Source organism: Microcoleus sp. N9_B4 (assembly GCF_036701635.1).
In the GTDB taxonomy this organism is placed as follows: domain Bacteria; phylum Cyanobacteriota; class Cyanobacteriia; order Cyanobacteriales; family Microcoleaceae; genus Microcoleus.
In genome coordinates, this window is sequence record NZ_JAUBRC010000014.1 from 128,887 (window position 1) to 144,696 (window position 15,810).

General features: G+C 46.3%; 16 protein-coding genes. 6 read left to right on the plus strand and 10 right to left on the minus strand.

Annotation, left to right across the window (positions count from 1 at the left end; genetic code table 11):
- Nucleotides 1-150: 150 nt before the first annotated feature.
- From QUA43_RS12070 to QUA43_RS12115, 10 genes are all read right to left on the minus strand, one after another.
- Nucleotides 151-780: a fasciclin domain-containing protein gene (locus QUA43_RS12070; RefSeq protein WP_333374100.1), complete on the minus strand. Its 630-nt coding sequence runs from the start codon at nucleotides 778-780 to the stop codon at nucleotides 151-153.
- A gap of 165 nt (nucleotides 781-945) precedes the next feature.
- Nucleotides 946-1,728, minus strand: coding sequence for an MBL fold metallo-hydrolase (locus tag QUA43_RS12075; protein ID WP_333374102.1), 783 nt, complete (start codon nucleotides 1,726-1,728; stop codon nucleotides 946-948).
- Nucleotides 1,729-1,999: 271 nt separating this feature from the next.
- Nucleotides 2,000-2,587 (minus strand): aminodeoxychorismate/anthranilate synthase component II, encoded by a 588-nt coding sequence (locus QUA43_RS12080; protein ID WP_333374104.1) that lies wholly within the window; start codon nucleotides 2,585-2,587, stop codon nucleotides 2,000-2,002.
- A 180-nt stretch (nucleotides 2,588-2,767) separates the two neighbouring features.
- Nucleotides 2,768-3,277 (minus strand): diacylglycerol kinase family protein, encoded by a 510-nt coding sequence (locus tag QUA43_RS12085; protein ID WP_333138264.1) that lies wholly within the window; start codon nucleotides 3,275-3,277, stop codon nucleotides 2,768-2,770.
- Nucleotides 3,278-3,438: 161 nt separating this feature from the next.
- Nucleotides 3,439-3,975 (minus strand): rRNA maturation RNase YbeY, encoded by a 537-nt coding sequence (gene ybeY / locus QUA43_RS12090; RefSeq protein ID WP_333374105.1) that lies wholly within the window; start codon nucleotides 3,973-3,975, stop codon nucleotides 3,439-3,441.
- A gap of 206 nt (nucleotides 3,976-4,181) precedes the next feature.
- Nucleotides 4,182-4,403, minus strand: a complete 222-nt coding sequence (locus QUA43_RS12095) for a DUF3285 domain-containing protein (protein ID WP_333374106.1) — start codon at nucleotides 4,401-4,403, stop codon at nucleotides 4,182-4,184.
- 89 nt (nucleotides 4,404-4,492) lie between these two features.
- Nucleotides 4,493-5,290, minus strand: coding sequence for a DUF4058 family protein (locus QUA43_RS12100; RefSeq protein ID WP_333374108.1), 798 nt, complete (start codon nucleotides 5,288-5,290; stop codon nucleotides 4,493-4,495).
- Between the two features lie 148 nt (nucleotides 5,291-5,438).
- Complete coding sequence (locus tag QUA43_RS12105) at nucleotides 5,439-6,227, minus strand: DUF4058 family protein (RefSeq protein WP_333374110.1); 789 nt, start codon at nucleotides 6,225-6,227, stop codon at nucleotides 5,439-5,441.
- 117 nt (nucleotides 6,228-6,344) lie between these two features.
- Complete coding sequence (gene thrS / locus QUA43_RS12110; protein WP_333374112.1) at nucleotides 6,345-8,174, minus strand: threonine--tRNA ligase; 1,830 nt, start codon at nucleotides 8,172-8,174, stop codon at nucleotides 6,345-6,347.
- On the minus strand, nucleotides 8,167-8,316 hold the full coding sequence (locus QUA43_RS12115) for a hypothetical protein (protein WP_333374114.1): 150 nt from the start codon (nucleotides 8,314-8,316) through the stop codon (nucleotides 8,167-8,169). Before QUA43_RS12115 ends, thrS begins: the two co-directional genes overlap by 8 nt.
- A gap of 417 nt (nucleotides 8,317-8,733) precedes the next feature.
- Between QUA43_RS12115 and QUA43_RS12120 the strand changes: the two genes are divergently transcribed.
- The 6 genes from QUA43_RS12120 (at nucleotide 8,734) to QUA43_RS12145 (ending at nucleotide 15,647) form a co-directional block, all read left to right on the plus strand.
- Nucleotides 8,734-9,063: a DUF2605 domain-containing protein gene (locus tag QUA43_RS12120; protein WP_333374115.1), complete on the plus strand. Its 330-nt coding sequence runs from the start codon at nucleotides 8,734-8,736 to the stop codon at nucleotides 9,061-9,063.
- Nucleotides 9,064-9,670: 607 nt separating this feature from the next.
- On the plus strand, nucleotides 9,671-9,982 hold the full coding sequence (locus QUA43_RS12125; protein ID WP_333374117.1) for a DUF2973 domain-containing protein: 312 nt from the start codon (nucleotides 9,671-9,673) through the stop codon (nucleotides 9,980-9,982).
- Nucleotides 9,983-10,455: 473 nt separating this feature from the next.
- The gene (locus QUA43_RS12130) at nucleotides 10,456-12,444 is read left to right on the plus strand and encodes a DICT sensory domain-containing protein (RefSeq protein ID WP_333374119.1); all 1,989 of its coding nucleotides are present in this window, start codon (nucleotides 10,456-10,458) and stop codon (nucleotides 12,442-12,444) included.
- A 946-nt stretch (nucleotides 12,445-13,390) separates the two neighbouring features.
- Nucleotides 13,391-13,891: a peptidoglycan-binding protein gene (locus tag QUA43_RS12135; RefSeq protein WP_333374120.1), complete on the plus strand. Its 501-nt coding sequence runs from the start codon at nucleotides 13,391-13,393 to the stop codon at nucleotides 13,889-13,891.
- Nucleotides 13,892-14,193: 302 nt separating this feature from the next.
- On the plus strand, nucleotides 14,194-14,619 hold the full coding sequence (locus QUA43_RS12140; RefSeq protein ID WP_333374129.1) for a photosystem I reaction center subunit II PsaD: 426 nt from the start codon (nucleotides 14,194-14,196) through the stop codon (nucleotides 14,617-14,619).
- A gap of 164 nt (nucleotides 14,620-14,783) precedes the next feature.
- Nucleotides 14,784-15,647, plus strand: a complete 864-nt coding sequence (locus QUA43_RS12145; protein ID WP_333374122.1) for a GNAT family N-acetyltransferase — start codon at nucleotides 14,784-14,786, stop codon at nucleotides 15,645-15,647.
- The last annotated feature ends 163 nt before the right edge of the window (nucleotides 15,648-15,810 follow it).

The following is a 15,810-nucleotide window of genomic DNA, read 5'->3' on the forward strand; positions in this document are numbered from 1 at the left end:
GGTGGGGTAAAAAATTTACGACTCCTGCAAGGATTACTATATATTAATTTTGAATTGCCTTCCATACAAATAAGGACACAACATTGTTGTGTCCTTACTTTGCCTTCATTTAACCAAATCTGACATCAATTGATGCAAAAACGGCTATTTTTACATCCCATCGGGCGGCATCAAAACCTTGTCAATTACGTGAATCACGCCGTTGCTAGCTTTGATATCAGCTTTCACAACATTAGCGCCGCTGACAGTAACTTTACCTGCGCTAACTGCCACCTTCAGCGAACTGCCTTCGACACTTTTAACATCGCCGGATTTCAGGCTAGTAGATAAAACCGAACCAGGAACAACGTGGTAAGTTAAAATCTTAGTAAGTTTGGCTTTGTTTGCCGGTTTGAGCAAATCATCCAAAGTTGCTTTTGGCAAAGCAGCAAATGCCGCGTCTGTCGGTGCAAAAACAGTGAAAGGGCCTTTTCCTTGTAAAGTTGTCACTAAACCGGCTGCTCCCAAAGCCTTTGTCAACGTCTTGAATTGAGCGTCACCAGATGCAATAGCAACAATATCCTTAGTAGCGGTAGTTGATGCCGGTGAAGCGCCAGTTGGTGCCGGTGAAGCAGCGGTTTTCATCTTTCCTGCAACTTGTGGAGTTTGAGTTGCATTAGCAACATTGGTATGGGAGGTGATGTGAGCCAAAGCTGGGAAACCAATCAAGGCGCTAGCGCCGATTATTCCTGCGAAACCTATCAGTTGTTTCATGGAGCTAGGTAAATTTTGATTTTTCATTTCGCTTGCATTTCCTTATGAGATAAAACCGTGAACATGAATTGTTATGTTAGCCACATCTCGACAAAAAGCAAGGTTGCTAGAGGCTAAGGTAGAGAGAAAATTCTCTTGCATCCCCGATCGACCAAAACTTCCTTAATATAACGCAACCTAAGAAATCTGGCATCAACCGCTAAATCTGTAACTCAAAACCTCAATCACCGAACCAGTTTGGGGTAAGTCAGCAGATTTGATCGAAATCGTGTCATTATTCAATCGGCGCACCGGCGTACCCTCCATCAGCGCCAAGAATTCATCTAGCGGCACTAAATCGCACGCAGCAGCATCGGCGGCTTGGGTTTTGAAATGTGTCGGAATCACCATCTTCGGTTTGAGAAGTTGCAAAGTTTGCTTCGCTTCCGCCGGAGTGTAAGCTTTGGGCCCGCCGCCCACGGGAATCAGCACTACATCGGGCCGCCCGATCAAGATTTGTTCTTCAATGCCGATCGGGCCAGCAACTCCGCCCAAGTGTAAAATCTTAACGCCCGCTTGCTGCCACAGCCAAGCCACATTGACCCCAAATCGCCTTCCTCCCTCACGGTCTTTTTCCGTCCGAATCCCTTGAATCCGCAGCCCGTTAGACTTGTAAGCCCCCGGTTCGTACAAAAGGCCGGGATTGCCCGCAAATCCGTCGATCGCCCCTTCATCAAGCAACCGACTGCTAATCAGAATCAAATCTGTTGGTACTTTAGGAGAGCGATAGCCTGCGGTACAGCCCAAGGGGCGAAAAGGATTCACCAGCACCCTCGCACCGCCTCCGGCGAACAAGAAGCAAGTGTGCCCCAACCACTGAATCGACAAAGAATCAGCAGTTTGAGCTTGATAGCTTTCCCATCCAGATGGTAAACCAGTTGCTAAAGCTGCTAGCAAACCCGTCTGTGCGTAACGTATTAATTGTCGCCGTTTCATCTTGTGGTTAGGTTGTCGGGTGTTGGTCGTTTGTTGTTATACCACAAAACACCGTCAGTCGATTTTAGATTTTAGATTTTAGATTTTAGATTTTAGATTTATTTGCAGCATTGAATCTGGAATCTCGAACAGGAGTCTAAAATTTGGGGTTCACCACGACAGGAGTGGGGGGCTTGTATCCTTTTTGATGCGGTTCAGGTGCGAAAATGTGTACCCTACTCTCACCGTAATGTGCTGTGAGAGCGAACCCTACAAATTCATAGAAATTCAACTAAAGTCTTTCCAAGAAATTTCGCAATAATTGCTTTCCCGCAGTCGTCAAAATACTTTCCGGGTGAAACTGCACACCTTCAATGTGCGGATATTCCCGGTGTCGCACGCCCATGATAGTTCCGTCTTCAACCCAAGCCGTAATTTCCAAAACTTCTGGACAACTCTGCTTTTCAATTACTAAACTGTGATAGCGAGTTGCAATCATCGGCGATTCCACACCCTGAAAAACTCCGACTCCTGCGTGTTCTACCTGAGAAGTTTTGCCGTGCATCAACACGGGTGCAGAAACTATTTTCCCACCAAATACTTGACCGATACTTTGATGTCCGAGACACACGCCTAAAATTGGCAGAGTCGGCCCCAATTCTTTGATTAATTCCAGCGAAATTCCCGCATCTTCCGGCCGCCCCGGGCCTGGAGAAATCACCACTGCTGCCGGCTGCAATCGGCGAATTTCTGCTAAGGAGATTTGGTCGTTGCGGTAGACTTGCACTTCGCTTGCTACCGGCAACTCAGCACCCAGTTCTCCTAGATACTGTACCAAATTGTATGTAAAACTGTCGTAGTTATCGATGACTATAATCACGGGTTAAGTTAGATTTTAGGTTTTAGATTTTAGATCTTAGGTTAACTCGCTCCCTGAAAGCAAGGGTTTCAAGATTTTAGATAGATGCCGAAGATAAAAATAGCTGCAATATAGACGAATAAAACTAAAAATCTCAAATGGGTCATCTAAAACCTAAAATTTTCTGGGCCCAATAAGTTACTAACGGGCGATCGCAATTTGAACGACTGCCCACAAAGGAGGAAGCAGAAGTGCAGTACCGACGATGATCGCAGCCATTGCCGATACCAGAACCGCTCCGGCACCGCAGTCTTTGGCAATTTTGGCTAGTTCGTGGTAAGATTGCCCGACTGTCAAGTCTACCACCGATTCGATCGCCGTATTCAACAGTTCCATTGCTAAAACTATGCCAATGGTGACGCCGATCACAGATATTTCTACAGGTTTCAGTTGCAAAAATAGCCCGAGTCCGATCGCCAATGTTCCTATAACTGTGTGAATCCGAAAATTGCGCTGAGTTTCAAAAGCATAACTCAGACCCCCCCAAGCGTATCTAAAACTCGTAGCTAAGCTAGATGCGATTTTCCAGGACAGCTCTCGATTGTATTTCAAGGCTTTTTTAGGCTCGTGGACTGTCTGGCTAGAAGAGTCTTGAGGCATGGGCAGGAACTGTGCGATTTGTGATGAAATTGACGGTCGATCTAGTGTCATAAACAACCAACTTTAAATTACAGAGATAAATGAAAGCTAGACTTTTCAAATTGACTTAATCAAGTCTAAGTAACTTTCCTAAGTTTTTACTAAAGTTTTGGTTTAATTTCAGAAAGTTATGTTGGGCTTGACATGATTTGTTAAGCAACCATCAACTTCAGTTATGCTGTTTGGATCGAAATACCGATCGCCCGCAGCAATGTTTCCTGTCGATCGAGCATTTGAGTCAGACTTTCTTCATCCGGGTGATCCCAGCCCAAAAGATGCAGAAAACCGTGGGCTGCCAGCCAAGCTAGTTCGGTCTTCAGGGGATGTCCTTGCTGCTGGGCTTGTCGGTTAGCTGTATCGATCGAGATGACGATATCACCCAAGTATAGGGGTTCAGATGACTGCATTTCCTCTAGCTGAGGACAGTCTACCTCTAAAGATGCGAAAGCTAGTACATCGGTTGGTCGATCGAGCTGGCGGTACTGGAGGTTGAGGGCTTGCATCTCCGTATCGGCGGTTAAACGCAGACTGACTTCGTAGCCCGGGGCCTCTGGCACATCCGCCGCCTGGTTTTCCAGCCAAACGCTAAACCAATTTTCCCAGGTTTCGGCCCAAATCTCCCCGCTGGCTGCACTCTCAGGGAGGTTGGAAGCGTCGGCTGACTGCTGGGCGAGCCCGTAACAGTCTTCGACGTTCACCTCAATTAACATTTTTTTGCTCTCCTGTCAAGGAATATATTCAATTTTTTTACAAATTCCAATTGCGCGATCGAACGGCAGGGGATTTTGCTGTTGCTGGAAAGATACAGTAATCTGTTAGAGATTGCAACAGGCAGGCAAAACAATCAGCTTAATTGCCTATTTATAAAAGATGAAATTAGAGATCGAAATTAGAGGCTGATTGTTGGAATCCTCGATTAAGAATTGAAATAGCGATCGAGAAAAGCCAAACCGACGAGTACGCCTAAAAGTCCGGCGGCTGTCAAGGCAAAATGAAACAAAGAAGTCGCCCGCTTGCGAACCATGTTCCGCATCGCCAGCTTGACATAACTCGGTGGAGGTGCAGTGTGTGTCGGCGCTGTCTGGGTTTCGGCGGCGGACTCTTCTGAGGCGGGAATTGCTGAGGGAGGTTGACTCATAGTCGTTAGTTTAGAAGGTTAAAAGAGAGGCTGCTGAGGACAGGCTCGTCCCGATGTTAACAAAGATGTAACGTTTTGTGTAGGGTTTTTTAGGTTTCAGATTGTCGGAGGCTGGTTTCGGACAACAAAGCATCTGCCCAAACTGCATCGGATTCTGAAAGCGCAGGGACTAACTCAGCCATATAATCGAGGGTAATGTCATAGGCGGCGCGATCGTACACTGTATTCAACAACGCCTGCAAATCTACGATCGGCTCAACATCGGGCGATCGCAAAGGCAACGGAAAAGACGGAATCACATCTGGTAGATTAAATAAGTATAAATCCGCCCCAGGTCTTTGATTGCTCCGACTCACCAAAATTCGATAATTAGCTGCAATATCATTGTCCAAAACTGGGAGAGGTTCCCAACCCCGCAACAAATCAATCTCCACAAAATTCGTGCGACTTCCGAATATCTTATCCCGCTTTTCTTCATACATTTCGCGCCCTTTCCCCGGACGTTTATTAGCAGGTGAAAGCACCTCAATTACTGTAACAACTTCCTTGGTCGCCAGATCTATCACCTCCAAATATCCTTCTCTCACCTCCTCAGACATCGCTAATCTGATTTTCAATGGTTCAGTAGTTCGTGTGGCGACAGCAACATTCGATGTAGTTGAATTTCTGGGAATCGGATTGCGCTGGATAGAAACATCAGGAATCCCGACTAACAGAGATTGTTCCCCCTTAATTTCATAAATTCGCTTTTCAATCGCCACGCGATATTTTGGCACGAGTTGAGGAACCAAAGACTCCTGAATCATACCAATCAGCAAGTGATGTACTTCTGGCCAAAAGTCCGGGCTTTCTAAATAAGGATTCATTCCCGGAAATGGATTAGGCATTGATTTAACTCCTGTTGATTTACCTGCTTAGGACTTATGCACCGGTGGCCAGAACCGGGTTTTTCACGATAATACTTTATTACAGCCCACAAAACAGCAAAAAACCCGGTTTCTTTGGTTGAGATGCGTCCAAGATTACTACTTCATATTATCCCCTCAATCCCCTCTCCCGAAGCAGAGAATCAGCCCAAGCAGCATCGGCTTCCGACAACGGGGGAACGGGTGCGGCGGTGTAATCTATTCTAAAGTCATAGGCGGCGCGATCGTAAACCCCATTTAATAACGCTTGTAAATCTACAATTGGTTCCGCATCACCCGCGCGCAAAGGCAAGGGAAACTGAGGAATCATATCCGGTAAATTGAAAAGGTACAAATCTGCCAAAGGCCTTTGATTTCTCCGACTCACTAAAATCCGATAACTTGCCTCAATATCGTTACCAAAAATTGGCAGAGGTTGGTAACTTCGCAGCAAGTCAATTTCAACCAGATGAGTGTGACTACCAAACACCCTTTCTCGCTTTCCTTCATACATTTCTCGCCCTTTGCCAGGGCGCTTATTTGTTGGAGAAAGCACCTCAATTACAGTCACTACCTTTTTAGTTTCAGTTTCGATGACCTGCAAATAACTTTCTTTTACTTCCACTGGCCAAGGTATTCTCACCTTCAAAGACTGGGTGGGCGGAGCGGCAACGGCGACATTAGAAGTAGTCTCGATTATTGTAGTGGCGGAGCGCTGGATTGTGACATCAGGAATGCCAATTAGTAAAGCATCTTCGCCACTGATTTGATAAATTCTTTGTTCGATATCTACTAAATATTTGGGTAGCAGTTGCGGAGTCAACAAATCTGCGATCGCCACTATTAACCTATTATGAACCGAACGCCATAATTCAGGACTTTCTAAATAAGGATTCATCCCCGGAAACGGATTACTCATTAATTTAACTCCTGTTAATTTACATGATTCTACTATTTTAGCCGTTCGATTAGAAAAACGCAGACAATATCAAACTATCATCTGCGTTAATCCGCGTGCATCTGCGATTAAAATCCCCTAAAAATCGCCGTAACTGCTAATAGCCGCCTGCAACCTCCCAATCACTTCATCAACCGAAATCGCCCCCAACTCCCCAGAAGCCCGAGTCCGAATATTCAAACTATTCGCCTCAACCTCCTTCGCACCCACAACACCCATCACCGGAATTTTATCCTTCTCAGCATTGCGAATCAACTTGCCCAAACGCTCGCTATTCTCATCAGCTTCAGCGCGCATTCCGAGCAGTTTCATCTTCGCCGCCACTTCCTTCGCAAACGGCAAAAACTCGGCGCTGACAGGCAACAACCGCACCTGAATCGGCGCTAACCACAGCGGAAAATCGCCTGCATACTGCTCAATCAAAATCCCGATCAAGCGTTCCAAAGAACCGAAAGGAGCGCGGTGAATCATCACCGGACGCTTGCGAGTGCCGTCTTCAGCAACGTATTCCAAATCAAAACGTTCAGGCAAATTGTAATCTACCTGAACAGTTCCTAATTGCCATTCTCTATCCAAGACATCTTGGAAAATGAAATCGAGTTTCGGCCCGTAAAAAGCCGCCTCCCCAATTCCTTCAAAATAATTCATTCCCAAAGTTTCCACCGCGCGGCGGATTGCACCTTGAGCCTTTTCCCAAGCTTCATCGGAACCGATGTATTTCTCTAAATTGTTCGGATCGCGGAAGCTCAAACGCGCCTTAAAGTTTTTCAGTTGCAGACTCTTGAATACTGACAGAATCAAATCCACCACATTCAAGAATTCTGCATCCAACTGTTCCGGCGTGACAAATAAGTGGGAATCATCCACCGTAAAGCCGCGCACCCGCGTTAAACCGCCCAATTCTCCCGATTGTTCGTAGCGGTAAACCGTGCCGAATTCCGCTAAGCGCATCGGCAGTTCTCGATAGGAACGCAATTCGCTTTTGTAAATTTGGATGTGGAAAGGGCAGTTCATCGGTTTCATCACAAAACCCTGTTCGTTTGCTGCCGCTTCCTCATCCTCCGCCATCAGCGGAAACATATCTTCTTTGTATTTCTGCCAGTGTCCAGAAATTTTGAACAAATCGACTCTGGCAATGTGGGGAGTCACAACTTGCAAATAGCCGCGCTTGATTTGTTCTTGTTTCAAGTAATCTTCTAAAATACTTCTCAAAACAGTGCCTTTCGGCGTCCACAAAGGCAAACCAGGCCCAACTGCATCGGCAAAAATAAATAAGCCTAATTCTTTGCCAAGTTTGCGGTGATCCCGCCTTAATGCTTCTTCTTTGCGGTGTTTGTATGCTGCTAGCTGTTCGGGAGTTTCCCAAGCAGTGCCGTAAATGCGCTGTAACTGAGCTTTGGTTTCGTCGCCGCGCCAGTACGCGCCTGCTAGGCTTTCTAGCTCGATCGCCTTTGGATTCAACTCACTGGTATTATCCAAGTGAGGGCCAGCGCACAAATCCCACCATTCCTCGCCCAAATGGTAAAGAGTAATTGGTTCAATCAAACCTTCTAAAATTTCTAATTTGTAAGGTTCATTAATCTCCTTAATTCTGCGTTCGGCTTCCTCGCGGCTGACTTCTTCGCGAATTACAGGCAATTTACGGTTGATGATTTTGATCATCTCTTTTTTAATGGCTTTTAAATCCTGTTCCGTAAAAGGTTCAGGAGTGTCAAAGTCATAATAGAAACCGTTTTCAATCCAAGGGCCAATGGTCACTTGCGCCTTGGGAAATAACTTCTGCACCGCCATCGCCATAACGTGGGAGGTGGTGTGGCGAATTTTTTTTAGTGCCTCCGACTCACTCGTGCGGGGCAACTCAATCTTAACGGACTCTTCTGGAGCGGACATGGATTCTGAGCTAGACATCGGCTGAATTAGCAATTAATTTAGTTGCAGTTGCTTCTATCTTACTCAGATTGGGACAGCAAGCGCCGACTTCCGACTGGGGGACACTCCGGGAAATTAGGTCATTCTGGGCATTGGGCATGGGGCATTGGGCATGGGGCATAGTTTTTTTCTTCCTTCTTTCTTCTTCCTTTCATCCGTTACATCCGTTACATCTGAGATGTTGCACCATTGTCAAGAACGGGCTCTCCGGCCCGTTCCACAAAGAATGAGTTTTCTCGCTTCACAGGCCGAAAAGCCTGTTCCTAAAGAAGTAATTGAGAATGGTGCAAGATGTGAGTTACATCCGAAGAAAGCAAATCCCTTGCCGAACTTCCTTCTGCTATGAGCTATTGCTAGCGAGTCTGAGCCGATATTGCACAATTTGGGGATTTCCACTCAAAAATCGCTGCTGACACAGTTAAATTTATTCACACCCACCGACTAATTGTTATTAAATTATTGAATTTTTGTTAAAAAAATGTTACATTTTGTAAAGACAGTCTAAGACTATAATAGATAAATAACCCAATTTTGATCCATGCTTAATTCCAACTTGCCCGAGCCAGAATTGCTCAAAGCGTTACTGGAACCGCTGTTAGAGGATTTCAGTTACTGGTTCGATCGATCGGCAAAGCTCTTAGAAACTGAGGAAATTCCCTTTCTCAGCGACGAGGATCAATCTGACTTGCTGGCGCGAGTCAAACATGCTCAGCAAGAAGTAGGCGCAGCTAAAGCTCTATTTCAAGCAACCGGAGGTCAAGTTGGGATTGAAACAGCAGCACTGATGCCGTGGCACAGACAGCTCGCCGAATGCTGGCAAGTATCGGCACGCTTTCGCTCATGGCAGTCAGCTCCCCCTGGAAAATAAGGAAGCGAGTTCAAGTTAAACTTGCAGTCAAATCCCAAACTTTGGGAAATGTGGCGGCCCACTTGACAACCTCCAACAGATTTCCAGTTAATAAGTTATCAGAAAATTGGGTTTAAAACCCCGTCGTTTTAGGAAGGCTTTATTTCCAAAAAGTTCTAAAAGTTTCCCAAATAGTACCCTATACTACAAATAGATACAGGTAGAATAACCGCGAGCATCGAATGGATAACCAACCCCAAAATGACCCGCTTGAGAAACAATAATGTCTCGTGGGTGGCGAAAACCACAAAAACATAGCTAGGGTAGCCATCGCGCACCCATACCAGAAAACTCAAAATCTTAGTAGTTAGATGTACCGTAGGGCATACGGGAACAAAGGGAATAATCCCTTAACGCTTGGGGAGACAAGCCCTCTGGGACTATTCAAATTAGGCTCGAAGCTTTGTTCAATTGGACGGGTTTTTGGTTTAAATATTGCCGAAGGGATGAATAGTTTAAAGGTATGTCAGTGAACCAAGAATCCCCGCGTTTACGGCCGGGAGTGTCAATACTTGCTGAAACACTTTTGTAAATTGCTGTGTGGCTGTTTAGCCCGGAGGAGAAGATAATGTTGCACCTGCTTTATATTTTAGCTTTTACCGTTCTTGCCTTTCTGGCAGTCGGTAACTTAATCCGCAGTCTAGTCACCGTTGGTATGGAGTCCCAGCGCCCTCAACAGTTCAGGGCAAATAATCCCTACCCATCCTATCCTCGCTCTCAATCGGTACCGCATCCAGAACTTTTAGATGAATACGGAAACATAGTCAATGAGCCCCTGTTAGTGATGCGTTCGCTGACTGTCCAAGACGCCCGCGAACAATTAGATGCTCTCTACAAATCATCTCCGGGCGGCAGCGACGAAGGGGGCGAACTAGCCTAAGAAAACCACAGCCGCAGCATTTATACTTAGGCGCGATGCCTCAAAAAAATATAGGACTTACACCCTAGGTGTCAGAAGCCCGGTTTATTCATAGATGGTGGGTAAAAACCGGGTTTCTTGGGATCAGTCGTCAAAATAATTGGTCGTTAGTTTTTAACTAATGCCTAATTATTTGCGATTTTTTAAAGTTTAATTACCGATTAACCAGATCGATCGCCAAAAAGCGATAATTATGGCACTGATATCCAAGAGAGCGAGGATAGTTTGACACTCAAGTACAGGGAAACTAGGAATCTGGGCGGGCACCGCGGAGCGAATTTGGGCGAACACCGGGGTACATTAGGAGAGCGAAACCGATTTCTTTGTACTTTACTTACCAAGTGCTGTAAATCTATTAGATACTGAAGAAGGATCGCTCTAAACCTCCTATCGATCCTGTTTTGTCATCGGCAAAAATGCACGTTTAAGGCTAGATGATCGTCCCTATTTCGCTACTGGCAGAACTTCTGCAAGCTTTGCCCCAACTGCGGGCACAAATTTATTTCAAATCTTCCATGACAGCCTTGTCTCACGCGATGGAAGACTTAGTTTTGGCGGGTTCCGACGACGAACCGCTAGTCATTGCCAGCTTTCAGCGAGAGCGCTTCTACCGCCAGGAAGCTCACCGCTACCGGCGAATTGCCTCACTATCCTCTCAGGTATACGTGCTGGCAGCACCGGAAACTGAGTTTAAAAATTCTTCGGAGTGTCACGAAACTGTGGCGTTTGAACCGGAGGACGGATTAAGTAAAGAGTGGCACTTAGTGGTGATCGGGCAACAATACTCAACTTGCCTGATTTGTCAAGAAAAAATTGTGCCGATCGACAACCAGGACGATCGCGGGCCACTGTTGATGGATCAAGCTCGCAGATTTGAAGGAATTTGGACGTTCGATCGCGAGGTAAGCTCCAAAGCTGCCGCATTGTTGCTCGATAGAATTGTCAATTATCGCCCGGAATTAGCCGAAAAGATCGATCGAGCGCGAACTACTTACAAGCTCAAAACACCGAAAAAAACGCGGAAATCCGCCACTTCCAAAGCCGCCAAACCCGACATAAGTACGAGAAAAAACTCAAAAATTCCCAATCCCAAATTGAGCGATGCTTTTACCGAACGCTTAGTAACCTACTTGCAAGCAGGCCAGCACAAACTGCTCAAAGCGTACAGCGCCATCGCCGCTCAAGAACGCAAAGAACGCCTGGTAAACTTAATTACCACGGCAATGCGGCAGTCTCTCAACCCACAAGAAATCGTCGAAGTTGCAGTCCAAGAACTCGGCACTGCCCTGTCGGCAAGCCGATGTTTGATTTATCGGTGCAAGGCCACAGATGTTGCGGTCAAAATCGATCGCGAGTTTTTGCGTCCGGGCGCTAGTTCCATGCTGGATCAGACTTGGCTGTTGCAGGAAAATCAAATATGGAGCGACGCGGTGGCGCGGCAAGAGCGAGTTTACATCCAAGAAACATCACAACACCCGCTGATTGTCAATACACAATTCCTGGAAAAAACTGTAAAAAATTGGCAAATTGTCTCTTGGTTAATGGTGCCAGTGCTTTATCAGGGGCGGGTTTTGGGAATGGTGGAAATGCACCAGTGCCGATCGGTTTTGCCTTGGGAAGAAGACGAAATTGCTTTAGTAGAGGCGATCGCCACCCAACTTGGAGCGGCCTTAATTCAAGCAGAAACCTACGCTCATTTAGAAGAACTCAACCAACAATTAGAAGCATTAGACCGCACTCGCAGCAATCTAATTGCCATCACCGGACACGAACTCCGCACCCCTCTTTCTACGATTCAAGTGTGTTTGGAAAGTTTGAACTCCGAACCAGATATGCCCGCAGAATTGCGGAAAATCATGTTAGAAACTGCCCTCGGTGATGCCGATAGAATGCGGAAACTTGTGCAGGATTTCTTAACTCTTTCTCACTTAGAAAGCGGGCGAGTTAAATGGAATGTAGAATCGCTGACGCTGCAAGAATGCGTTGATTTGGCCCTCAGCAGCGTGCGATCGCGCACTGTCGATCGACAGTTACCGGAAATTATCGCCGAAGTGTCCGCAGAATTGCCTTTAGTGCAAGCTGACGGAGAGTGGTTGGTGGAGGTGCTCTCCAAACTGCTAGACAACGCTTGCAAATTCACCACACCTCAAGGAAGCGTGACCATAAGAGCGAAATGCAACGGTTCTCAGATGGTGGAAGTGCTCGTAGCCGATACGGGGAGGGGAATAGAGGCGAACAGTTTAAAAGTAGTGTTCGATCGATTTTATCAAGAAGAAGGAGCTTTGCGCCGCAGTGCCGGCGGTACCGGTTTAGGATTAGCAATCTGCAAGCAGATTGTTGCCGGCTGGGGCGGTAAAATTTGGGTAGATTCCGCAGGAAAAGACCGAGGAAGTGAATTTCACTTTACTATTCCCACTGTTTAGACTCAATTGATACAGCGTATTCCCGGTTTATGAAGTACACCCCACAAACCGGGTTTCTGTAAGCTTTCGCGCATTTAAATTGTATATTCAGGGCGGGCGGGACACCCCACAAGACTTTTTTTTTTGACAGACAATTTAAATGCCGCAACAGCTTACAGTTCTCGCATCATTACTGATTCTGTTGCTCGAAACCCGGTTGATCGCGATCTACATTTACATGGAATATACTGTAAAAAACCGGGTTTGTGGGCGTCTGAGCGCGCAAGTATCGATCGAGTTATATCAAATCCGGCTGCGCCGGAATGATATCAAATCCGCGCTTCATCGTCGGGCGTAAAGTCGAATCCCGAGGCCAACAAATAATTCGCGCAATTTTCATTTTTTTGACACCTCCTTCTACAGTAAACAGTAAACAGTCAACAATGATAAGGAGTGCAACCGGAATCGATATTAATTGATCGACCGAGACACGATAGCACAGAAAAGTTTTCACAGAACCAGCCTCCGCTGCTACACCCTTTCTCACCCTCAATCCTCACCCTGTGAGATCAGCCTTAAAGGTGATGTGGCAACGCGGTCTTCAGCTTTAAAATCGGAAGTATCAAAGCAGATTCAGGATGCTCTTGCCGTCTTAAACCCGGTTTGGCGACAGAATACCTAGGGAGGCTGCCGAAAATTAATATCAGTTTAAAAAAATAATCCAACTGTAGGTAAGCTGCAAGCCCCGATCGTAATCAGTCATGCCGAATCTAAAATCTCAAATCTAAAATCTCAAATGGTATAAGTCTCCTGTCCACAAGTCGTGAGATGGTAAAAGCCGATCGAATCTGTTGAGGCACTGCCGGCGCCAGTGTTGATTCGTGAAAATTTGAGAATGCAAATGTTTCGCCCGGAAAAACTTTTTTTCCAGAAGAATACTCAAACCTAGAGGTTAGGAAAATCGATTATGTCACCTACAACCCAGATGAAATCTACTCAACCTATGGCCAAAAAGCCACAACTACAATTAGGTTCTCAAGGTAAAGCGGTATTGGAACTCGAACAACTGCTAACCAAGTTACAACTTTATCGGCATCCTGCTAAAGGAATTTTTAACAAAGCAGTTGAATTTTCTGTGAAACTGTTTCAGTTTCGGGTTTTCTTGTCGCCCGACGGCATTGTGGGGCCGCTGACTTGGCAGGCGCTTTATACTGGAGCTCCAGTTAATATGCCCGTACTCAGATTCGGCAGTTCTGGGGAAGCAGTCGCTACTGTCCAGGAAGTTCTCAAAACTTCCCAGCATTATAGTGGTGCAATTGACGGCGACTTTGCTACTTTGACGGACAAAGCTGTTCGCGCATTTCAAAAAAGCTTTGGGATTCAGGCAAACGGGATTGTCGATCAAGAAACTTGGACTGCTTTGAGCCAAATTCCGCGTGGCTATGACCCTAATAGGTTCTTGACTTAGGGTTGGCGCGGTAAATTGTTCGATCATCGTGTATGGGGGGAAATTGGGGGAATGTGCGATTATTCTGGTGCCCCACAAGCACCAGAATAATTGCTGTTTTTTTTTGATTATTTTTTCGGGATTCGTGCTGCCTAATTTTGTTTTATAACTTTGGTGTAAATTACCAATTATCAATTATTAATTACTAATTATCAATTATCAGAAGAGATCGATCGCCAAAAAACTGTTAACTTTCCTTACAATTTCGACAGCCGTGTCGCCTCATGATGATAGGATGCCGTAAAAATCCTTTGGATATGTTTATGGCAGAAGAACTCACTGGACAACCCCCTCTTTTCGGCGGCAGCACCGGCGGCTTGCTGACCAAGGCGCTAGTTGAAGAGAAGTACGCGATCACTTGGACTAGCCCCAAGGAACAGGTGTTTGAAATGCCTACAGGCGGCGCTGCAATCATGCGTCAAGGCGACAACTTGCTGTATCTGCCCCGCAAGGAGCAGTGCATCGCTTTGGGCGGCCAGCAACTGCGGGCTAAATTCAAAATCTCAAACTACAAAATTTACCGCGTGTTTCCCGACGGTTCTACTGAGTACCTGCATCCCAAAGATGGCGTGTTCCCTGAAAAGGTGAACGAAGGTCGTCCGTACAACGGTAAGATTGACCGCAATATTGGCAGCAATCCCAATCCGATTAAGGTGAAGTTCACCGGTAAGAAGACTTTCGATCCTTAAACTATGACTGCATCGCTGAGCAAAACATAGGTAATATTGCCTCGAACGGCTCAGCTTGTAAACTTGTTTTTGCAGTAGTATTCTGGCGCGGGAAGCTAAGCCCGCAGCGCCAAAATACTACTGCAAACTTCTAATCTTATTAAAAGTTAATCGTTAAATTAAAAATGAATGTCGCAATCAGGCGAGCGCAGCCTTCTGATATCGATGTTTGCGCTGGCATTACTTATGAAGCTTTTAAAGATATTTCCGATCGCCACCAATTCCCTCATACAGATTTTCCGACGCTGGAGTTTTCCACGGAAATTATTGGTCTTATGATCGAAATTCCGTTGTTTTTTGGCATAGTAGCCGAGAGCTCCGGTGCGGTTGTCGGCTGCGGGTTTATGGACGAACGCAACCCGATTCGCGGTATCGGGCCCGTCAGTGTCGATCGAACTTTTCAAGGCCGCGGCACGGGACGGGAAATCATGAAAGCTTTGCTGGAACGGGGACAGGACGCTGTGGGTATCCGTTTGGTTCAGGAATCTTTTAATATGGCGTCGTTGTCGCTGTACGCTTCTTTGGGTTTTGAGGTGAAGGAACCTTTCGTGTTAATGGAGGGCAAGTTTCGCAGCCAGCCGCAGCATGGGTTTGAGGTGCGACCGATGAGTAGTGAGGATGTTGGTGAATGTGCGGCTTTGTGCGAAAAACTGTGCGGGTGCGATCGAACTTCGGAGATTGAAGACGCCCTGAATGACTTTTCTCCCTTCGTTGCTTGTAAACAAGGTCGGATTGTGGCTTATACTTGTGCGGTGTCGGCTTTGGGCCACAGCGTCGCGGAAACGGAAGCTGATATGCAGGCTTTGCTGTTGGGGGCTGCTGCGTACAGTTCCGAAGAACAGGTTTCTTTTCACTTGCCGCTGAGGTACGCAAGTTTGTTTCGCTGGTGCTTGCAAGAGGGGCTGCGCGCCCTCAAGCCGATGGCGGTGATGGCACTTGGCGAGTACCGGTCGCCGGAGGGATGTTGGTTTCCGTCTTTTGTTTATTGAACCCAAGACGGTTAGGACGCTTTTAATCGCTGAAATTATTGCCAGGATTGCATTTTCCTTCTTCCCTCTTCCTTCTTCCTTCTTCCCTCTTCCTTCTTCCTTCTTCCTTCTTCCTTCTTCCTTCTTCCTTCTTCCTTCTTCCTTCTTCCTTCTTCCTTCTTCC